A 19,978-nucleotide genomic window follows, 5' to 3' on the forward strand; every position below is an offset into this window, starting at 1 on the left:
GCGCCTCACCGGCGACCGAGGCGCTCAACGCCTCAGTCGAGGGCCTAGTACAGCTCGGGAACGAAGGTCTGGTCCGACATCGGCGGCCGCACGTAGCCGCCCGATGGGTTGCGCTCGGGCAGCTCAACGTGCTCCCACGGAACGGCTTCGTAGGGAATCTGCGACAGCAGGTGGGCGATGCAGTTGAGCCGGGCTGCCCGTTTGTCGTCAGCATCGACGACGAACCACGGCGCCTGCTTGATGTCGGTATGCGCGAACAGCGTGTCCTTGGCCCGAGAGAAATCCACCCAGCGCGTTCGGGCTTCGAGATCCATCGGGGACAGCTTCCAGCGCCTTGCGGGATCGGCGATACGGCTCTGAAAGCGGCGCTCCTGCTCCTCGTCGCTGACCGAGAACCAGTACTTGATCAGGACGATGCCCGAGCGCACGATCATCCGCTCGAACTCGGGGCACGAGCGCAGGAACTCCTCGTATTCATCGTCGGTGCAGAAGCCCATGACCGGCTCGACGAGCCCGCGGTTGTACCAACTGCGGTCGAAGAGCACCATCTCGCCAGCCGCGGGCAGCTCCTCCACGTAGCGCTGGAACCACCATTGGGTCTTCTCACGGTCGCTGGGCGTCCCGAGGGCGACCACACGCACCACACGTGGGTTCAGCCGCTCGGTGATGCGCTTGATCGTGCTGCCCTTGCCAGCCGCGTCCCGTCCCTCGAAGATGACGACGACCTTGAGCCCCTTGTGGCGGATCCAACGCTGGAGGCGGGCCAACTCCTGCTGCAGCAGCTTGAGCTCCTGCTCGTACGTGCGACGAGACAGGCGACTCTTGCGCTTCGGTGGCCGTACAGGCGCCTCATCTTCCGGCTCGTGAGCGGAAGTGACATCAGGCCCAGTGCCGGTCTCGCTTTGCGACGCAGCGCCTCCCGGTGCGGCCGTCGTCCCCATAGGTTCGGACAGTATCCGAGCGGCTCGCAGGACGAGGACCCGGGCGCTCAGAAGGGCTTGGCCGGCGCGTGCGCCTCAGTCGCTGCCGAACGCCACTGCGCCTCTGCGGTCGAGCACCGTGGCATACAGCATCCCGAAGATCACGACGACCGCACCCGCCACGGTGATGAACTCGGGATATTCGCTCAGGAATACGGCTGCCCAGAAGATGCCGGCCACGGTCTCCACCGGCGCGAACAGAGCCACTTCGCTTGCGGGTGCGTACCTGGGTGCGTAGCTGTAGGACAAGCGGCCAAGCGGGTTGCAGACCAGGCCCATGACCAGCATCGCTGCAAGCGCCTGTGCGTCCAGCGAGGTCGGATTGGCGACGAAGGCCGTGGGGATCACCAGCAGAACAGAGGCCAGGATCAAACCGACGACGCGACTCATGCCCTGATAGCGGCGCCAGATGACTGTGCTGGCGGCGAAGCAGATCACGGCGATGAGGGCCAGGAAATCACCCAGCAGGTTCGGCGAGCCCACCGATGTCGAGACCACCAGGCCGATGCCGACCACTGTGAGCACAATGCCCACCGCGACACGGGGAGACGTCCGCTCGCGCAAGCCGATCCATGCGAAGCCAGCGGCCAGCACCGGCGCGGATGCCACGATCGCGACCACGTTGGGGATCTCGGTGTGCGTGATCGCCGAGATAAAGGAGAGCTGGCTGACCGCGCCGAGCACGCCGATCGCCAGCAGCGGCTTCTTGTCGGCGCGAAGAGATGCCAGCGACTCTGCCGATCGGCGGATCGCCATCGCGCCGTACAGCACCAGCGACAGCACACCGACAATGAAGGCGATGTCGAGCGCGTCAGCCCCCGAGGTGCGCACCCACAGCGAATCGGTGGAGACCAGCAGCATGCCGAGGGCCGCGAGGCCCCAGCCAAGGCGTCGGCTGCCGTGTCGAGCCATCACGAGCGTCGGATTCCAGAGCATGTGGTGCCAATGCAGGGTTTCACGTCATTCCACCGCAACTGCGGCCCAAAACTTGGTCACCCCGCCGGAGTGCCCAGATTGTGTGCCCCCAGCGCGCCCGTCGATGAGCAGGCGTGCGATGGTGGCCATCAGCTCATCCCACGGCGTGGCCTCTCGCACCGCCGCCGCGTTGAGCGACAGCATCACCCAGAGCCCGTGCCTGGGCCGTGCCAGCTAACGCGCGGCAGCTGCTTTTCCTTGTCGACGAACGGCAGGGTGTCGACCGTCGCCGTGTGCTGCGTGCCGTCGTAGTCGTGCAGAGATACCGACTTGGCGAACCAGTCGTCACCGCCGAGCGGTTCGTCGAAGCGCACGTAGCCGACGCCCACCTCCAGCGTGGGCGACCAGGTCCCGATGGTCACGTGCCCGACGTGCCGACCCCCAAAGCTGACGCCCATCTGGGGCTCCGGCATCGCGGTGGGGCACGCGAGGCCGAACAGCAGCTGGCTGCGGTCGGCCCGCTCCAGCGCCGCCTTGCCGACGAAGTCCTCTTTGTCGAGCCGGACGAATTGGCCGAGACCGGCGCCGTATGGCGTCAGGTCTCGTTCGATGTCGCTGCCGTTGTCGAGGATTCCGGCTTCTATACGTCGGATCCCCATCGACGACCCAGAGCTGAACTCCATGCCGAGCGGCTCGCCGCAGGCGAACAAGCCGTCCCACAGGGCGTTGCAGTCGGTGGGCTCGGGCCCGCTGTTGGTGTAGATCTCGATGCCGACTTCGCCCGTCCAGCCGGTTCGGGACACCCACAGCGTCTGGCCGCAGACCTCGAAGAAGCCGGCGCGGAAGTATCGGAAATCGATCGGCAACCCGCCGCCGATGGCTGCGTCTGCCACATCGAGCGACTTGGGGCCCTGAATCTGCAGCACCCGTGAATTGGGGTCGAAGACCTTGACCTCGAGCCCGATAGCGAGGGCGCCCAGCCAGCTCAAGAACTCGCCGTTGGCGATGACGTACCAAAAGCGGTCGGAGGCGAGGCGCATCAGCACTCCGTCCATCAGGATCGAACCGTCGTCGTCGCATGCGAGCCCGTAGCGGCAGCGGCCGATGCCGAGATCGGCGACCCGGCACACGAGAACGCGCTCAAGCAGCTCGACCGCATCGGGACCCTCGATCGCCAAAGGCTTCTCGGGGACGTCGTACAGCATGACGCCGCGGCGCAGCTTCCAGTAAGCCGGGATGGGGTCCTCGTCGGGGCTCGACTTCATGGGGTACAGCCGGTTGCAGTACACCGCGTGGACGGTCTGATCGGTGGTGTAGCGGTGCGCGAACGGCGACCGGCTGATCCGGTAGGGCGCCAACGAGATCGTGTCGAACGACTCGACGTAGTAGTGCCGGCTGGTCCTCACATCAGGTCCTCCGCACGAGCCCCGAAACTGCGAGGAGACCGGTAGACGCCATGACTGACGGTGCCGTCGACGACGTGGAGTTCCCAGATGGACGCCTTCTTGCAGCGTGCCGGGTTCACGTCGATGCCGCCGTAGGCGAGTCGCCAGAGCACCTCGGGAATCACGTCGCCGTGGCTGCACAGCACGCTGTCGCCCGCTAGGCCGCACAGACGCTCCACGAGGGCCTCGCTTCGCCAGCCATCGGCACCTTCGGCAAGCTCGCCGGAGATCTCGATGTCCAGTCCGAGCTTCGCTGCGAGGGGCTCGATCGTCTGGACACAACGAACGCTGGGACTTGTGAGCACGCGCTGAATCGGTGCGGAGGCGAGCGTCGCTGCGATGGCCTCGGCTTGGGCGTGACCCATCGGGTCGAGCGGCCGGTTGCTGTCGTCGCCCTGCCAGGCTCGCCGGTCGCCTGCCGAGGCGTGACGGACGAGATACAGCACGCCCGAAACGCTAGAGCCGCGCGGGAGTGTCTGGCGTCCCCGCGCGACTACGGGACCCCAAGCACCGTGTGCGACGATGAGCGCGAGTCGAACAGGGGTGAGCCATGAGCGACACATCCCAGCATCCGCAAGCCACCGATGACGTTCCCGGTGCGGCAGTGCCCACCACTGCGGTGCCCGCACTGCCTGCCGGGGAGTTCTCCTGGCACCGCCTCATCGGCGTCGACGAACTCGACGTGGGCCGGGTCACGACCGTCACTGTTGAGCGCGAGAGCTTGTGCGTCACCCGCACCGAGGCAGGCTTCGGCTGCCTCGCGAACGCATGCCCGCACCAAGGCGGTCCGCTCGGCGAAGGCAGCATCGAGGGCGGCTGGCTACGTTGCCCGTGGCACGGCTACGACTACTCGCCGCACGACGGCAAGCCACCGCCGCCATTCGACGACGCACCAGCCGCGTTTCGCACCGAAGTTCGCAGTGACGGTGTCTACGTGGCGCTGCCGGTCACCGACCAGCGGATCCGCACCGTGTCTGACCAGCTCGTCGAGACGATGACGGCGTGGGGCGTGGCGTGGGTGTTCGGCATGGTCGGACACTCGAATCTGGGCTTTGCCGACGCGCTGCGCGAGGCCGAAGCGGACGGCTCGCTGCGCTTCATCGGCGTCCGCCACGAGGGCGCCGCTTCGTTCGCTGCCACGGCCTACGGCAAGTTGACAGGCGGATTGGCTGCGTGCTTCGCCATCGCCGGGCCGGGCAGCACCAACCTGCTGACGGGGCTCTACGACGCCAAGATGGATCGAGCGCCGGTGCTCGCACTCTGCGGTCAGGTGCCCTCGAGCGTGCGGGGCCGAGGCGCCTTTCAGGACACCGACCTGTCGGCGGCGTTCGCCGATGTCGCCCGGTATTCGGCGACGGTCCAAGCCGGCTCCGATGCGGCAGAACTCATGAACCTGGCCTGCAAGACGGCCCTGGTGGAGCGAGACGTGGCGCACCTTGTGCTGCCCGACGAGGTGCAGGTGCAGCCGGCGCCTGTCGCCGAGCGCCCTGCCGGTTCGCCGCAGGGCCGTACGGGCGATCGCGGCATCTCGCCGGCGGCCAGTGCGCTCGACGCGGCGATCGATGTGCTGTCGGTCTCAGCGCGACCGATGATCATTGTGGGCCACGGCGCCCGCAGCGGCATCGACGACGTCGTGGCACTGGCCGAAGCGATCGATGCGCCGATCGCCACGACGTTCAAGGGCAAGGGGCTGATCGCCGACCAGCACCCGCTTGCGTGCGGGGTCTTGGGCCGCTCAGGCACGCCGATCGCCAGCTGGTTCATGAACGAAGCCGACGCTCTGGTGACCTTCGGCGTGTCGTTCGCGAACCACACCGGGATCGCCTCGTACAAGCCGATCGTCCAGGTGGACTTCGACCCCATGGCGCTCGGACGGTTCCACGCAGTGACGGTGCCGATGCTCGCCGATGTGGGCGTTGGGGCCCGAGCGCTCGCCGGGGCGCTGCGAAGGCGGGCCGGCACCGGCAGCGCCGCAGCCGAGGTGGCAGCTCGCTGGAACATCTGGCGCGCCGAGAAGGAGCGCAGACAGGTCGACGACCGAGGAAGCGGCGTGAACTCGGCGATCGTGTTCGAGGCCATGAGCCGCCTCGTTCCGGCTGACGCCATCATGACCGTGGATGTCGGCAACCACGCATATTCGTTCGGCCGCTACTTCGAACCGTGCGGGCAGGCGGTGCTCATGTCGGGCTATCTGGGATCGATCGGGTTCGCGTTTCCGGCCGCCATGGGCTGCTGGGCCGCAACCCAGCATGGGTCGGGCGCAGAGGCGTCCCCTTGGTCAGGCCGAGCGGTCGTGTCGGTTTCGGGCGACGGCGGCTTCGGCCAATACGCCATGGAGCTGACCACCGCAGTCAAGTACGGCATGGACATCACTCACGTGCTGCTCAACAACGCCGAGCTGGGCAAGATCTCCAAGGAGCAGCGAGCGGCCGAACTCGACGTGTGGCAGACGGCGCTGCACAACCCGAGCTTCGCCTCCTTCGCCGAGCTGTGCGGCGCAATGGGCCGCCGAGTGACGTCGGCGGACGAGCTGGACACGGCGCTCAGCGACGCATTGGCGCACCCGGGCCCGGCCCTGGTGGAAGTGTTGACCGACCCGCTGCTCGTCTGAACGGTCGATGCGCTGCCCTCACTGGCAGGCCGAGTCGATCTGGGTGCACACGTCGTGCGAAGGAACATTGGGGGAGATGTCGATCACGGGGATTGCCGTGCCCTGCCCGCCAGTCATGCGACGCACCGCACCGCGCCCGAGGCGCGCCGAAGCGGGCCGGCGGAGAGGGGACCGGCCCGCTTCGGGGGGTGCCGCGTGCGGCACAGCTGTTCTATGCAGCCGTCGCCGAACCAGACGGCGCAGCGGTGCCGGAGTGGGCGTGTGCGCCCCAGCGCCCCCAGTTTCCGAAGCCGCCACGGTGGTGGCCGCCGCGGCCCTTGCGGCCCTCGGCGCCTTCGGGTCGCTCGGGCTTTTCGCCGTTGACCAAGGCAGCGATCTTGGTGGTCAGCTCTTCGGCGTCGATCTCGCGGTCGTGCTCGGCGGCGCGTTCGGTGATGGCGGTGACGAGCGCATCCACGACGTCGGAAGCCTCGACCCCTTGCTCGGCGGCGATGTCGGCCAGCGTCGAACCGTCCTTCAGCTTGGTGCGCAAGGTCTCGGCATCGATGCCGAGCACTTCGGTCAGCGTGTCGCTCGCGCCGAGCCGCCAGGGCTTGCCGTCCCGGTGGGAGCCGTCGCGGTCGCAGGTGCCGTCACCATCGGGGTCATCGACGCCGTCGTCAGCTTGCTGCTGGCTGGCATCACCGTTGTCATCGGCCGTTTGGGCGCTCACGCTGCCCGCACTGAACGCGACGGTCGCCGTGGCCGCCATGAGCACTGCCACCAGCAGCGCCGTCAAGCGGCCTCGGGCAGGCTTGCGCCTCCGTGTCTGGGCGGGTTCGTTGATCTCGTCGGATTCGGTCATGCCGTCGCTCCTTTCGGAAGGGGATGTGCGACGACCCAGACGATGGCAGGCGAACCTGAACGGTCCCTGAAGTCAACCTGAGAGCAAGATGAGAATGAGCTCAGCGGTGATCTCAGCCGGCTTCGGAGTGGGTGACCGGCTCTTCGCCCATCCACTCCCGCAGGGTGTTCTTCAGCTTCGTCTGCTGGATGAACAGGTCGTGCTCGGGACCGGCAGGATCGGCCGACTGGGGGGCCTTCAGGTAGAACGACAGCCACTCCTGCACGCCGCCGTGGCCGGCACGCTGGGCGAGGTCCAAGAACAGCGCCAAGTCCAGCACGATCGGTGCCGCAAGGATCGAATCGCGGCACAGAAAGTCGATCTTGATCTGCATCGGGTAACCGAGCCATCCGAAGATGTCGATGTTGTCCCAGCCCTCTTTGTTGTCGCCGCGGGGCGGGTAATAGTTGATGCGCACCACGTGATCGATCTCGCTGTAGAGATCGGGGTAGGTCTCGGGCTGCAGGATCGTGTCGAGGACGCCCAGCTTGGACGTCTCCTTGGTCTTGAAGTTCTCCGGATCGTCGAGCACCTCGCCGTCACGGTTGCCCAAGATGTTGGTGGAGTACCAGCCGCGCAGACCCAGCATCCGAGCCTTGAGGCCCGGCGCTACCAGCGTCTTCATGAGGGTCTGGCCGGTCTTGAAGTCCTTGCCGGCGATGGGGACCCCGCGGCGCTGCGCCAGCTCGGTCATCACCGGAATGTCGACCGCCAGGTTCGGGGCCCCATTGGCGAACGGCACGTCGCTCATGAGCGCCGCGTAGGCGTAGATCTGACTCGGCGAGATGTTGTCGTCGTCGGCGGCGAGCCCGGCTTCGAACGCCTCGACCGTGGCGTGCACCTCGGTGGGCTCCTGATAGGCCTCCGTCGAACCGCACCACACCATCACCAACCGGTCGCATTCGTTTTCGGCGCGGAAGCGCTCGACGTCATCCATCAGCGCCTGTGCGGCGTCCAGTTTGCTCATCGGAGGCTTCGTGCGGGTGCCTTCGAGCCGGCTCACCCAGCGGGGGTCGAACACGGCGTCCATCGCCACGATGCCTTCCAGCTCGCGCGAGATCACCCCGAGGTCGCGCTCCTCGAGCACACCGGCGGTGCGGGCCCCTTCGAGCGCGTTGGGCGTGATGGGGTCCCAGCCGCCGAAGACGAGATCGTCGAGCTCGGCCAACGGCACGAAGTCGCGGATCAGCGGATTGCGGCCGTCGGCCCGGCCGCCGAGGCGGATATGGGCCATCTGGCTGACCGAGCCAATGGGCGCCGCCAGCCCGGCCCGTGCAGCGAGCACTCCGGCGATGAACGTGGTGGCCACCGCGCCCATGCCGGGCGTCAGCACGCCGAGCTTGCCAGTGGCGGGCGCGATCTGCGGTCGGTTCATGACAAGAACGCTACGGGCAGCCCGACCGGGCGCACCTCGGCCAACGCTGCGGGTGCTGTCGTTCATTCTGGGCACCAAACGGTCGCATAGCGAACTTTTTTGCGCCGAGTTGTCGTCGTGCAGGAGCGCGGGTTCAGGCGGCCAGCGGAGCCGTGGGCGTGAACTCTGCGTCGAGGCGCTTGACGCCATGGATGAATGACGCCTGCAACAGATCCGGCTCGCCTGCTGCGACGATGTCGGGCAGCCGGGAGAGCAGCTCGCGATACATCACCGTGATCTGGCGACGCGCGAGGTGCGCGCCGAGGCAGTAGTGCGGGCCGGGGCCGCCGAAGCCGTACTGCGGGTTGGGGTCGCGCAGCACGTCGAAGCGGAACGGATCATCGAACACCGCAGGGTCGCGGTTCGCAGCGATGTAGAACATCGCCACCTTGTCGCCTTCGAGCATCTGACGCCCGCCGCACTCGAAGTCTCTGGTCACGGTGCGGCGCATGTAACCCACCGGGCTCGCGACGCGGACGATCTCTTCGACAGCGGTCGGCGCGACGGCGTCGAAGTCGGCCATCCAGATGGCGCGCTGATCGGGGTGGTCGGTGAGGAACTTCAGCGCCCAGGCGGTGGAGTTGCGGGTGGTCTCGTTGCCGGCCACCACCAGCAGGATGAAGAAGCTCGCCAGATCGGACTCGCTCAGCCGGTCGTCTTCGAGTTCTGCGTTGACGAGGATGCTGGTGAGGTCGTTGCCGTCACCGCCCTTCTTCTCGGCGGCAACTTCATTCATCAGCTCGGCCAGTTCGGCCCCCGCTCGCAGCAGCGCTGTGGCGAGGTCGCCGTCGGGCGGCTGGAAGTCGGGATCGGAGATGCCCAAGATGATGTTGGTGCGGTCGAACACGAACTTGTACTCGGAGCGAGGGATGCCCATGAGGTCGCACACGATGCGCAGCGGCAGCGCAGCCGCCACGTCGTACACAAACTCGCATGTGCCCCTCTCGCAGATCGAGTTGACGATCTCCCGCGCTCCTTCGCGGATGCCGCCGTCGAGCTGTTCGAGCATCTTGGGGGTGAAGCCCTTGGCCACGATTCGCCGCAGCCGGGCGTGACGCGGGTCGTCCATGGCGATCATGGAGCTGAAGAATTCGGTGAACTCGGGCGGGTTGTCACCCAAGGTGATACCGCCTGCGGAACTGAAGACATCGGCGTTTCGCGAGACAGTGGCGATGTCTGCGTGACGGGTGACGCACCAGTAACCGGGGCTGGGAGCGACCCACTCGGAGAAGTACGGCTCCTCGAACCAGTCCAGCGGCGCCTCGGCGTGGTAGCGGGCGATCACCGCATCGATCTCGTCGGCCGGCCGCGTCCAGAACCACGGCTCCATCAGGTTCGGCAGTTCGGTGTTCCACTCGCGCATGGCAGCACGGTAGCGCCGCGCCAGCGGCCGCCAACACCGCCCATGCCCTCGGAAGACTCCGCCTTCGTGCATGGCCGTGCCGGAATGCCTGCGCGCCCAGAGCACTGCCGCGGCGGCGCTTGCGGGGCGCGCGTGGGGCCCGGGACTGGGCCATCTGGCACGATGTACCGCCGTGACGCCAGACCGTAACCCTGATGACGACACGGCCCGAGCCGATGCCGGTCTGAACTACATCGTTCACGGCGCCGGCGCGATCGGCTGCGTGCTGGGCGCCCGGCTAGCCCAAGCGGGACGAAGCGTCGCACTCATCGCACGCGGAGATCACCTGGAGGCTCTGCAGCGCGACGGGCTGCACATCTCGGGTTACACCGAGGGTCATTTCCGGCTGCCTGCGGCCCGCCGAGCCCACGAGCTGTCGATCGATTCGAACACCGTCGTGCTGCTGGCCATGAAGACTCAGCACACCTTCGAGGCGATCGAACAGCACCGTGAGCTGTACGACGACGTGCCGCTGTTCTGCTTTCAGAACAGCGTCACCAACGAGGAATGGCTGACTGAGCAGGGCTTTCGGGCCTACGGAGTCATGGTGCGAATCGGTGCTCGCATCGACGAGCCAGGGGTGGTCACCCACACCGGCGCTCGCCGAGCACAGATCGGTTGCTGGCCCACCGGCGCCGACGAGCTGTGCACGGCCGTGGCGGACGACCTTGTCGCCGCCGACATGCGCGCTTCGGTTGACGACCACGTAGCGGATGCCAAGTGGGGAAAGCTGGTGCTGAACCTCACGAACGCGTTCTCAGCACTGATTGACCTGCCCGTGCAGGAGTGGTTCAGCGCCGAAGAAACCCGTTTCTTCATGGCCGACCTGCAAGAAGAAGCAGCCGATGTGCTGGATGCGGCTGGGATCTCGTCAGTCATGGACGACGGCCGGGACTTGCGCGAGTGGATCGAGCGCATGCGCAAGCCGGGCGAACGCGAGCCCCGCGGTGATTCAGACCCCGTGATGCACAGCTACCCATCGACCTGGCAAGACCTGCACTTCGGGCGTCCCACTGTGGAGGTGGAGCACTTCAACGGCCGCATATGCGAGCTCGGCGAGAAGTTCGGCATCGCCACGCCGCTGAACCGGACGCTGAACGAACTGTGCCAAGACGCAGCAGCCCGCCGGCTGGGGCCTGGCACCGAAACCGTGGCGTCACTGCGCGCCGCCGCCCTACGCTGATCTCCCCGCCAAGAAATCCACCTCAGTTTCTGAGCGCCGCGGCATAAGTTCGCGAGAGGGCCAGCCCCCGAGTGACGCCATTTGCGGTACGTCTACCAAGCTCGGGGAGGCTGGCTTCTGACACCCAAGACTACTCGCAGCTCCGAGCGACTCGGAAGCGGATTGCCATGTAACACACTCTCGACGCGAGCGACGATTCATCGCTCAAGATCGAGCCGCTATGGCACTGCAAATGAGTGCTCCAGCGCGAGGCTGGTGACCGCGGTGAAGCGTCGAACGCTAGGAGTCTTCCTCTGTTCGCCGCAGCCAGAGATCGAGCGTGTCTGTGGTCCATGTGGGCACACCGGTGCCGAGGAAATCGTTGTCCGCGGTCCAAACTCCTGCGTCGACGGCAAGGGCGCACGCGACCACCGGCCAATCGCTGGGATCGCGAATCGAGCGCTCTCGGGCTCGGCCCTCCCATGCCGAGTAGATGGCTTCGGCGACGATGGTGCAGTTGAGGGCGACGACTTGCAGGCAGCGGTCCGACAGCTCGCCGACTTCGTCTGTGCTCAGACCCCGATGACGACCGAATCTCTCCGCGCGTCGCGGAATCTCGCGCAGCGCTTCATGCCACATGCGCTCTGGCAGGTACAGATCTATGTGCTGTTCGGCGAGCCGCTGCCGGCCTCGCTCGCGCAGCAGCTCACCGACCAGAACGCTCGTGTCAACGACCAGACGCATGCTGCGGCGATGAAGCGTCACTGGTCGCAATGGTCTGAGAACTGATCAGGAACGTCTCGTCCTCACTCTCGCCCGCCTCATCGGCGAGAACCGCTCCCGTGAACTCCGCCACGAGATCATCTTCGGTCAGGCCGGTTCTCGCGAGTACGCCCTTCACCGTCTCCCCCAGGCGGTCGAGCGCAGCCGCGCCCGCTCGGCGGTCTCTAGCGACAATCGGCACGAAGAATCCGACGGGTTCGCCATGCTTCTCGACGACCAGCGTCTCGCCGGAGGCGATCAACTGAGTCGCGCGATCACGGAATTCCCGTATCCCTACCGACTTCATCGGTCTCCCCTTCGCAGCAGCTCACACGGATCCAATGTGCCCACAAGTGTAGCCACACCGTGCACAGCACTCGTCTCGCCCCTTGCCTAGCGGGCTCTGGTCGCTGGCGCCAAGCGATTTCACGAAGCAGCGCTCCGCCGCAGGTGCCCGGGGCGGGATTCGAACCCGCACGCTCCCGAGGGAGCCGAGGGGTTTAAGCCCTCTGCGTCTGCCAGTTCCGCCACCCGGGCCAGCCAGTGCGGTCGCTACGTCCGCACCTCCTATCATGCTCGCTCGCAGACCCGGTCACGATGCCGTATCGCTCAGGCGGCCTCGGCTGCCCGCCACAGCTCGTCATACACCGGCCCGGCGGTTTCGGCTTCCCGCCACAGTTCATCGCGCACCGGCCCGGCGGCGTCGACGCCCAGTTCGTTGCTGACCACGATGCCCTCGATGGCATCGGCCACGACAGCGCCGAACGGGCGTCCTCGCACGCGCACGGCGACCACGCAATCGCCCGACGGAGTGCGTTGGATGGAGCGGTCGAGCTCGTCGGAACGGGGCGGGCTCTGAAAGCTCGGAGCGGTGAGACCCAGCGAACGAGCCGTCATGGCGAGCGTGCGCACCGTCAAGACGAACCGGCCGGACGGGTCGGGGGCAGGGCCGCCGGCATCTCGCTGAGCGCGCACTGAGGCGCTCCCAGTTCGGTGCGGCCGGCCGCGGGCGGGCGATGCGTCGACCAGCCGCAGCGGTGCAGGCGGGTGGGTTCGGGGTGTTGCTGGCATGTGCCCAGCATCACCGGGGGGTGTGACATCAAACGGGCGACACCCTGTCAGCGAGTCGGATGAATGCTGCAGCCCCGCAGCTACGGCCACAATGGACCGAGATGGCAAACGCCGCCCCCGGAATGCTCCCTGCCCAGCAGGTCACGCTCGACGCAATCCGCACGCCCGGACCCGAACGCCCCACCTACGCCGGCGATTTCGCCGCCGAATTGCGAAGCCGGGCTGAGTCTGCGCTGGCAGAACTGGTCGACCCGGCTCACGATATCGACAGCCGTGGATTGTGGGTGCGCAAGCGAGACCTGGCGGGCGTCTTCGGCTGCCAAGCGCGGCACCTTGCCGAGGCGACGTCTCCGTTTGCATGGACCGTGCCCATCGCCCGCGGCATCGTGCTTCACAAAGCAGTCGAGCTGTCCACCCATCGGCGATTCGAACCCGAAGACGCCGTCGACGCCGCCCTCGAACGTCTCGTGGCCGACAACGACAACCTCGGCAGCTTCCTGGCCGATGCATCCGACGGCGAGCTCGCGGACCTGACGGCCAACTGCGTCGCGCTGCTCACACGCTTCAGCGAGACGTTCCCGCCGATGCAGCGTGCATGGCGGCCCGCCGCCGAAGTCTCCGCCCGCGCCCGGCTGTGCGGCGGGGCCTTCGTGCTCAGCGGCAAGTACGACTTGACGCTGGGATCGCCGGCGCCGCTGGGCGGACCCGACGGCCGCCAGCGCGCCGGCAAGGTCATCATCGACCTCAAGACCGGCTCGCGATCACCGACCGACCCCGAGGACCTCCGGTTCTACGCACTCGTCGAGACCCTGTCGATCGGCGTGCCCCCGCTGGGCATCGGCTCGTTCTACGTCGCCGAGGGGCGCATCGAGCACGAGACAGTCACCGCAGGGGTGCTCGACAGCGCCCTGCGCCGGACACTCGATGGGATCGGCCGGCTCATCGCTCTCCGCCGAGGCGATCACGAACCCAGCCGGGTTCCCGGGCCGCCATGCCGTTGGTGCCCGATCTCAGCCGAATGCGGACCCGGTCAGGAGTGGTTGTCGGACCCCGACGACTGAGCGATGCCGCCACTGCGGGCAGATCGCAGCCCTGCCGCCATGTCATCACGGCCGGCTCGCCATTCTTCGGTGGTCAGGCCGAAGCGCAAATGGTCTTCCCAGACACCGGCGATCTGGATGTATCCCTGCGCGATCCCTTCCGAGCGCAACCCCAGCTTTTCCACCACTCGCAAACTGGCGGCGTTGCGCGGCATGATCGACACCTGCACCCGGTGCAAGCCCGCCTGATCGAAGGCGAATCCGAACACCGCCATCAGTCCTTCGGCGATCAATCCCCTACCCGCCAGCCGCTCGTCGATCCAATAGCCCACATGGGCGCTCTGGAACGCCCCGCGCGCCACATGCGAGATGTTGATCTCGCCGCAGAACCAGCCCTCATGCCACAGGCCGAAGTCGAACGCCGTTCCCAGCGAGCGTTCGCGTTCACGCACGCGGCAGCGATTGGTGAACGCCTGAGGGTCGCGCGACGGATCAGGCACGCCTGCGGGCGGCCGGGGCTCCCATTTCACAAGCCAGTGACGGCAGCGGTCGCGGACTTCGTTCCATTGGGCGAAGTCCGACGGCACGAGCGGGCGAAGCTCGAGCCGCTCGGTACGCAGACGACTCACGCCTCGCACAGTACCGGCGCGCCGTCGCCGCTCACCGAGCGGCATCAGCGGCTCCCTCCCTCCGCGCCTGGCGGAGCTCGGCGGCTGGCCTGCGCTTCGCGGAGCTCAGCCGCTGGGCTGGCCTGCGCTTCGCGGAGCTCAGCCGCTGGGCTGGCCTGCGCTTCGCGGAGCTCAGCCGCTATGCCGTCGAGCAGGTCGCGCTCGCGCACCACGCACTCGTCGATCTCCCAGTGACGCATCACCGCCACAAGAATGCAGCAGCCGCCCACGATCACCGGTGCACGGTCGAAGTGCAGGCCCGGATTGTGCACGCGGTCAGCCAGCCGCTCGGTGGCCAGCGTGCGGAAGACATCCTCTGCCGCGGCCCTCGTGAGCACGAACCCGTCGATGATCTCAGGATCGTAGGGATCAAGGCCGATCTCGACCGCGGCCACCGTCGTGGCAGTCCCGGCAACACCAAGGAGCGTGGCCCCCGAAGCGCCCCGGCCGATGACCGGATGCTCCCGATCGATGTCGTCGAGATGCAGGCGAGCTACCGAGATCGCTGAGCTCAACTCTTCAGGCCGAGGGGGATCCGACGCCAAGAACCTCTCGGTCCACCGCACTGAGCCCATGTCGACCGATGTCACAGCCTTCGGCCCGGCACCCTCGTATGGCGTGCCGTAGGCGAACTCAGTCGAGCCCCCGCCTATGTCGAGCATCAGCGCGGAGCCATGTCGGGCGGCGTCGAGACCGGCCGTGGCACCGGCAAATCCATACGCTGCCTCGCTTCCGCCGTCCAGCAGCTCCACCTCAGTGCCGAGGGCTTCGCTCGCCTTGCGGAGGAATTCCGCGCCGTTTGCCGCATCGCGGGCAGCACTGGTCGCCACGGCGCGCACTGCGATCGCCTGGCGATCTTCAATGATCTCTCGGTACTCCCCCAGCACGTCGAGCACACGGACGATCGCATCGTCCCGAAGCCGACCACCGGCATCGACTCCCCGACCCAGCCCGGTGACCCGCAGCAGCCTCTGCCCCAGCCCCTCGCCGTCGTCGATGAGCAGACGCGTGGTGTTCGTGCCACAGTCCACGACGGCAACCAGGTCGGGAGAACGCTGTTCTGTCACCGGTCCGGCCCATGTGCGTCGAGTTGTTCCAGCACCCAGTCGCCGACGGGGTCATCGCCTCCGGCCAGCCGGTAGGCCAGATGCGCGTGCAGGCATTTGACACCTCGCGCTGTCCCCCCGACACCGCCGGTCGGGCGAGGTCCAACGTGACCGTGAGGCAGCAGCGCATCACGTTCGGCGGCGTAGCGGCTGTGAGCCACGGCCAGCGACTCGGGATCGATGGCCGCCTCGGCCGCCCTGACACCGCCGTCACCCTCAAGCCGGGACACCCGCCGGCGCAAGTCGGCATCCACCAGCCAGTAGCGGGTTGGCATGGGACGCCCATCGTCGAGCAATGGCGCGTTTGCGATCACCGCCGGTCGCCCGTCGTCGTGCGCGACAGCCACATCGAAAGCGCACTGGGGCCGACGGCCGAGCAAGGCGGCCACCGCTTCGGATTGAGCGGGCGTCGTGGGTGCGCCGAGGGCGCGACGGACAAGCAATGCCCTACGAAGCTGAGTCCCGGAGCCGGGCGGCCCGCGAGCGCAGCGAGCCAGAGCGGGCAGCACAGGGCGAAGCCGCGGCCCGCGCGCCCGGTGAGCGGAGCAAACAAGAGCGGGAATCAAGAAATGCCGCAGCGAGAAGGCTCACATGTCCGCGCATCGGTGGACGAAGTAGCGGCGGCGGACCCTCAGCCTCGGCGACGCTTTCGCCTGCGGCGACGGTTGAACAGGAAGAACGCCACCACCGCCAGCGGCGCCAGGATGCGCTTGAGCATGGGCTTGCCCGCGGTGCCGAGCAAATCGACAGGCTCCGGCTCGGCCATCTCGATCTTGCGCGGTCCGCTTGCGGCGCGTGACGATGTGCCCGATGGGGCGCTGGCTGGCGCGGCATCGGTGCCTGATTCGTCTCCGTCGGACTCGCCTGTGGGGGCTTGGGCGGCCTCCGTCCCGTCCTGCTCGCCGGCCTCGGAGAGCTTCTGCTCCAGCGAACTCACGAATTGGCCGATGAGCTTCTCGGTGACGTCGGCCATCACGCCGCGGCCGAACTGGGCAACCTTGCCGGTGACCTTCAAGTCGATGGCAATCGACACCGCGGTGCCATCCCCGTCAGGCCTCATCAGCGCGGTCACCTCGGCAGCTGCGTTTCCAGCACCTCGCGAGTCGCGCCCCGATGCCTCGAGCACGATCCGACGGTTGGCCTTGTCGAGTTCCGTGAACTTCGCCGTGCCCTTGTACTGCGCAGTGATGGGGCCGACCTTGACCTTTACGCCGCCCTTGAACTCGTCACCATCGACCTCGGTGAGCTGAGCGCCTGGCATGCACGGCGCTATGAACTCGACATCAGTCAACGTATCCCACGCTTGCTCGACTGGTATGCCGACACGAAGCTCGCTCTTCAGTTCCATCGGCTGAGATCCTCCACGGTGTCAATGTCGTCAGGTAGCCCTTCGCAGGCTACCGGCACCACGATTTCCGGAAGCCGGCGCATCAACGTCCGTGCGCCCTCGTCACCGTCGTGCGGCAGCAGCGGCCAGACCTCCCGTGCCAAACGGACCGGGTTCCCCCGCCGGCCGCCGTAGGTGGCAACGGCGATGGGGCCCGCATTGGCAGCGACGGCCCACCACGCTGCCGACGTCACGAACGGCTGGTCGGCGAGGCCCACCACCATCGCTTCATGCTGCTGGTGGGCGGCCCATGTGGCGGCGCAACGAGCCGACGACGCAATCCCCGAGTGCCAGCGTTCGTTCTGAATCCAGACGATCCCGCCGGGCGCACCAACGAGCGCCTCCGAGACGTCCACAGCTCCAGTGACGACGGCCACGGCGTCAAGCGATGCCCCCAACAGCGACTCCAATGCACGGCTGACCACGGACCGACCGTCGATATCGGCGAGCAGCTTGTGCTGCGGACCGGTGAACCGGTTCCCCGCCCCCGCCGCGAGCAGCACTCCCGCCGTACTCACCGAATCTCTGATCCCACGAAGTTCTTGGCACAAGAAACGTCGCTATGCGAACATTCTTGTGCCAAGAACGGATTCATGGCGCCAGTCTGCCTGTGTCGGCGCTAGTACGAGCGCGGCAAGCCGAGCACCTTGGACGACACGAAGTTCAGCACCATCTCCTGGCTGACAGGAGCGATCTTCATCAGCCGCGCCTCTCGCCAGTAGCGCTCCACGTCGTACTCCTTGGCGTAGCCGAAACCGCCGTGGGTCTGCATTGCCCGATCGGCGCACTCGAACGCCGCCTCCGAGGCCAGGTACTTGGCCAGATTGGCCTGCTCGCCACAGCTCAGGCCGTTGTCGTAGCGCCACGACGCATCGCGCACCACCAGTTCGGCGGCGTGCAGGCGGGCGTGGCTGTCGGCCAGGGGAAAGGCGATGCCCTGGTTCTGACCGATCGGGCGCCCGAAGATCACTCGGCCTTTCGCATACTCCGCGGCGCGGCGCAGCGCGACGCGGCCGATGCCCAACGCCTCGCCGGAGATGAGGATTCGCTCGGGATTCAGGCCGTCGAGGATGTAGCGGAAGCCTTCGCCTTCCTCGCCGACGCGGCGGTCCACCGGCACCCGCAGGCCGTCGTAGCGGACCTCGCACGACACCACCGCGTTGCGGCCCACCTTGGGGATCGGGGTGATGTCGACCGCCGGGTCCTGCAAGTCCACCAGCAGCAGGGTCATGCCCTGGGTTGGGCCGTCGCACAGCTCCTTGGGCGTGGTGCGCACCAGCAGCAGGCACACGTCGCAGTAGGGCGCTTTGGTGGTCCACACCTTGGCGCCGGTGATCACGTACTCGTCGCCGTCACGCTCAGCGCGGGTGCGAATCGATGTGGTGTCGGTGCCGGCGTCGGGCTCGGTGACCCCGAACGCGGCGTGAATGGAGCCATCGGCCACCCCTGGCAGGATCTCCTTGGCCAGAGCCTCTGAGCCGTATTTCCGCACCGGCTCCATGCCGAAGATCGACAGGTGAAGCGCCGAGCAGCCGTTCATGGCGGCGCCGCTGGCGGCCACCTCCTCGAGCACGATCGACGCCTCGGTGATGCCTTGGCCGCCGCCGCCGTATTCCTCTGGAATGGCTATGCCGACCCAGCCGCCTTCGGCCATGGCGTTGTAGAAGTCCCAGGGGAATTCGTGCTGCTCGTCGCGCTCGCGCCAGTATTCATCGGGGAAGTCGGCACAGACGCGCCGTACGCCCTCGCGGATTGCCTCGTGGTCCTCGTTCTGCGTGAAGTCCATTTCGGTGACGCTACCGGGCGGTCGTGGTGCGAATCCGAGCCCGGGATGGACGGGGGCAGGCGCACCCATGCTCGGACAGGCGCAGCGCCGCCCGCTGCAAGGTGGATGGGCTTTGGCGCTGCGAACTGCGCGTGGGCACCCCTGCCCCCGCCCACCCCTCACACCGTCGGCCCTATTGATCAGTGGATGCGGCCTTGGCCGTCTCTTAAACGGGGCGCTTGGCGGCCTGTGTGGGCGGCGATGATCTCTGCCACGATCGAGACGGCGGTTTCCTCTGGGGTGCGGCCGCCGATGTCGAGACCAATCGGCGCCATGACTCGTTCGAGTTCGGAATCGGTGACGCCGGCTTCTCGGAGGCGCTCAGTTCGCTTCTCGTGGGTCGTTCGGGAGCCCATGGCGCCGAGGTAGCCGACCCGAGTCGGCAGGGCGCCGACTATGGCGGGGACGTCGAACTTGTGGTCGTGGGTGAGGACGCAGACAGCGTCTCGCGGGCCGAGGTCGTCGCCTATGCGGTCGAGCAGGCGGTTCGGCCAGTCCACGACAACCTCGTCGGCCATCGGGAAGCGACGTCTCGTGGCAAATACCTCTCGTGCGTCGCAGACCGTGACACGGTAACCGAGCAGCTTGGCTTGGGAGGCGAGTGCCCTCGTGAAGTCGACGGCGCCGAAAATCACCATGTGGGGGCGGCGGGCGTGGCACTCCACGAACACGCTGAGATCCATCTGGCGGGCCTCGCCGTGCTGGCCGTAGTGGCGCACCTCGCTGATGCCGGCATCGAGCATGCCCAGCGCGTCGCGTTCCACGACGCGGTCGAGGTCCGGATCGCCGAGCGTGCCCAGTGTCGGCGCATCGGGTCGCACGAGCAGCTTGGCGCCCGGATACGGGCGCACATCAGACGCAGCGCCCAGATGCGGGCGCACATCAGACGCAGCGCCCGCATCAGGGCCCTCGATGATCGTCGCGAGTGCAACCGGCTCCTCAGCCCGGATGGCGTCGCGGAACTCCTCGTAGATGCTGGTCACCAGTTGAGTTCCTCCACGAACAGGTGGATCGTGCCGCCACAGGTGAGACCGACGGCGAATGCCTCGTCGTCGCTGTAGCCGAAGGTGGTGATACCCGGGTCTCGTCGTCCGCCCAGCAGCTCCAGCGCTTCGCCTACGACGGCGCCTTCGACACATCCGCCCGAGACCGAGCCGGCGACTTCGCCTTCTTCGTTCACGGCCATCGCAGCCCCTGGGTCGCGTGGCCCCGAGCCCTCGATGTCCACCACCCGGGCGACGGCCACTCTCTGGCCTGCGGACCGCCATCGGTCGATGTCATTCAGGATCTCGTCCATCTGTCCAGTC

General features: G+C 67.2%; 20 protein-coding genes, 1 tRNA gene and 1 pseudogene. 3 read left to right on the forward strand and 19 right to left on the reverse strand.

Features of this window, described 5'->3' with window-relative positions:
* Positions 1–44: 44 nt before the first annotated feature.
* The 5 genes from ppk2 to ACOGJB_RS07015 form a co-directional block, all read right to left on the reverse strand.
* Positions 45–941: a polyphosphate kinase 2 gene (gene ppk2 / locus ACOGJB_RS06995; protein ID WP_419840094.1), complete on the reverse strand. Its 897-nt coding sequence runs from the start codon at positions 939–941 to the stop codon at positions 45–47.
* A gap of 75 nt (positions 942–1,016) precedes the next feature.
* Positions 1,017–1,916: a DMT family transporter gene (locus ACOGJB_RS07000; protein ID WP_419840095.1), complete on the reverse strand. Its 900-nt coding sequence runs from the start codon at positions 1,914–1,916 to the stop codon at positions 1,017–1,019.
* Positions 1,917–1,940: 24 nt separating this feature from the next.
* Positions 1,941–2,099, reverse strand: coding sequence for a hypothetical protein (locus ACOGJB_RS07005; protein ID WP_419840096.1), 159 nt, complete (start codon positions 2,097–2,099; stop codon positions 1,941–1,943).
* Positions 2,099–3,301, reverse strand: a complete 1,203-nt coding sequence (locus tag ACOGJB_RS07010; protein WP_419840097.1) for a glycine cleavage T C-terminal barrel domain-containing protein — start codon at positions 3,299–3,301, stop codon at positions 2,099–2,101. Before ACOGJB_RS07010 ends, ACOGJB_RS07005 begins: the two co-directional genes overlap by 1 nt.
* Entirely contained in the window at positions 3,298–3,786 is a 489-nt protein-coding gene (locus ACOGJB_RS07015; RefSeq protein ID WP_419840098.1) for a SixA phosphatase family protein, read from the reverse strand. Before ACOGJB_RS07015 ends, ACOGJB_RS07010 begins: the two co-directional genes overlap by 4 nt.
* Positions 3,787–3,968: 182 nt before the next feature.
* Here ACOGJB_RS07015 and ACOGJB_RS07020 point away from each other — a divergent pair, with 182 nt between their 5' ends.
* Positions 3,969–5,951 (forward strand): thiamine pyrophosphate-binding protein, encoded by a 1,983-nt coding sequence (locus ACOGJB_RS07020; protein WP_419840695.1) that lies wholly within the window; start codon positions 3,969–3,971, stop codon positions 5,949–5,951.
* Positions 5,952–6,162: 211 nt separating this feature from the next.
* Here the strand turns inward: ACOGJB_RS07020 and ACOGJB_RS07025 are convergent, their stop codons facing one another.
* The 3 genes from ACOGJB_RS07025 to ACOGJB_RS07035 form a co-directional block, all read right to left on the reverse strand.
* Positions 6,163–6,795, reverse strand: a complete 633-nt coding sequence (locus ACOGJB_RS07025) for a hypothetical protein (RefSeq protein ID WP_419840099.1) — start codon at positions 6,793–6,795, stop codon at positions 6,163–6,165.
* A 112-nt stretch (positions 6,796–6,907) separates the two neighbouring features.
* Positions 6,908–8,209, reverse strand: coding sequence for an inositol-3-phosphate synthase (locus ACOGJB_RS07030; RefSeq protein ID WP_419840100.1), 1,302 nt, complete (start codon positions 8,207–8,209; stop codon positions 6,908–6,910).
* Positions 8,210–8,342: 133 nt separating this feature from the next.
* Positions 8,343–9,611, reverse strand: a complete 1,269-nt coding sequence (locus ACOGJB_RS07035; protein WP_419840101.1) for a cytochrome P450 — start codon at positions 9,609–9,611, stop codon at positions 8,343–8,345.
* Between the two features lie 172 nt (positions 9,612–9,783).
* On the opposite strand from ACOGJB_RS07035, the gene ACOGJB_RS07040 reads away from it, so the two are divergent.
* Positions 9,784–10,833: a ketopantoate reductase family protein gene (locus tag ACOGJB_RS07040; RefSeq protein ID WP_419840102.1), complete on the forward strand. Its 1,050-nt coding sequence runs from the start codon at positions 9,784–9,786 to the stop codon at positions 10,831–10,833.
* 279 nt (positions 10,834–11,112) lie between these two features.
* Here ACOGJB_RS07040 and ACOGJB_RS07045 read toward each other — a convergent pair whose 3' ends face one another.
* The 4 genes from ACOGJB_RS07045 to ACOGJB_RS07060 form a co-directional block, all read right to left on the reverse strand.
* Positions 11,113–11,556: a PIN domain-containing protein gene (locus tag ACOGJB_RS07045; RefSeq protein WP_419840103.1), complete on the reverse strand. Its 444-nt coding sequence runs from the start codon at positions 11,554–11,556 to the stop codon at positions 11,113–11,115.
* Complete coding sequence (locus ACOGJB_RS07050) at positions 11,540–11,881, reverse strand: type II toxin-antitoxin system Phd/YefM family antitoxin (protein ID WP_419840104.1); 342 nt, start codon at positions 11,879–11,881, stop codon at positions 11,540–11,542. Before ACOGJB_RS07050 ends, ACOGJB_RS07045 begins: the two co-directional genes overlap by 17 nt.
* Positions 11,882–12,025: 144 nt before the next feature.
* Positions 12,026–12,111: transfer RNA gene (locus tag ACOGJB_RS07055), tRNA-Leu, on the reverse strand.
* 72 nt (positions 12,112–12,183) lie between these two features.
* Positions 12,184–12,645 carry a hypothetical protein gene (locus tag ACOGJB_RS07060; protein ID WP_419840105.1) on the reverse strand — a complete coding sequence of 154 codons (462 nt, stop codon included), beginning with the start codon at positions 12,643–12,645 and terminating at the stop codon, positions 12,184–12,186.
* Between the two features lie 101 nt (positions 12,646–12,746).
* Here ACOGJB_RS07060 and ACOGJB_RS07065 point away from each other — a divergent pair, with 101 nt between their 5' ends.
* Positions 12,747–13,706 (forward strand): PD-(D/E)XK nuclease family protein, encoded by a 960-nt coding sequence (locus ACOGJB_RS07065; protein ID WP_419840106.1) that lies wholly within the window; start codon positions 12,747–12,749, stop codon positions 13,704–13,706.
* Here the strand turns inward: ACOGJB_RS07065 and ACOGJB_RS07070 are convergent.
* From ACOGJB_RS07070 to ACOGJB_RS07100, 7 genes and pseudogenes are all read right to left on the reverse strand, one after another.
* Positions 13,676–14,314 carry a GNAT family N-acetyltransferase gene (locus ACOGJB_RS07070; protein WP_419840107.1) on the reverse strand — a complete coding sequence of 213 codons (639 nt, stop codon included), beginning with the start codon at positions 14,312–14,314 and terminating at the stop codon, positions 13,676–13,678. The two genes, ACOGJB_RS07065 and ACOGJB_RS07070, sit on opposite strands and share 31 nt — an antisense overlap.
* A 44-nt stretch (positions 14,315–14,358) precedes the next feature.
* The gene (locus ACOGJB_RS07075) at positions 14,359–15,420 is read right to left on the reverse strand and encodes an exopolyphosphatase (RefSeq protein WP_419840108.1); all 1,062 of its coding nucleotides are present in this window, start codon (positions 15,418–15,420) and stop codon (positions 14,359–14,361) included.
* Positions 15,417–15,806, reverse strand: coding sequence for a DUF501 domain-containing protein (locus ACOGJB_RS07080; RefSeq protein ID WP_419840109.1), 390 nt, complete (start codon positions 15,804–15,806; stop codon positions 15,417–15,419). The genes ACOGJB_RS07075 and ACOGJB_RS07080 overlap by 4 nt, the downstream gene beginning before the upstream one ends.
* Positions 15,807–16,090: 284 nt before the next feature.
* Positions 16,091–16,807 (reverse strand): SRPBCC family protein, encoded by a 717-nt coding sequence (locus tag ACOGJB_RS07085; RefSeq protein WP_419840110.1) that lies wholly within the window; start codon positions 16,805–16,807, stop codon positions 16,091–16,093.
* Positions 16,798–17,364: a nucleotidyltransferase family protein gene (locus ACOGJB_RS07090; protein ID WP_419840111.1), complete on the reverse strand. Its 567-nt coding sequence runs from the start codon at positions 17,362–17,364 to the stop codon at positions 16,798–16,800. Before ACOGJB_RS07090 ends, ACOGJB_RS07085 begins: the two co-directional genes overlap by 10 nt.
* Positions 17,365–17,465: 101 nt before the next feature.
* The gene (locus ACOGJB_RS07095; RefSeq protein WP_419840112.1) at positions 17,466–18,632 is read right to left on the reverse strand and encodes an acyl-CoA dehydrogenase family protein; all 1,167 of its coding nucleotides are present in this window, start codon (positions 18,630–18,632) and stop codon (positions 17,466–17,468) included.
* A 179-nt stretch (positions 18,633–18,811) separates the two neighbouring features.
* A pseudogene (locus ACOGJB_RS07100) lies at positions 18,812–19,968 on the reverse strand (XdhC family protein).
* Positions 19,969–19,978: the final 10 nt, after the last annotated feature.

The organism is Candidatus Poriferisodalis sp. (assembly GCF_965208895.1).
Lineage (GTDB): Bacteria > Actinomycetota > Acidimicrobiia > Acidimicrobiales > Poriferisodalaceae > Poriferisodalis.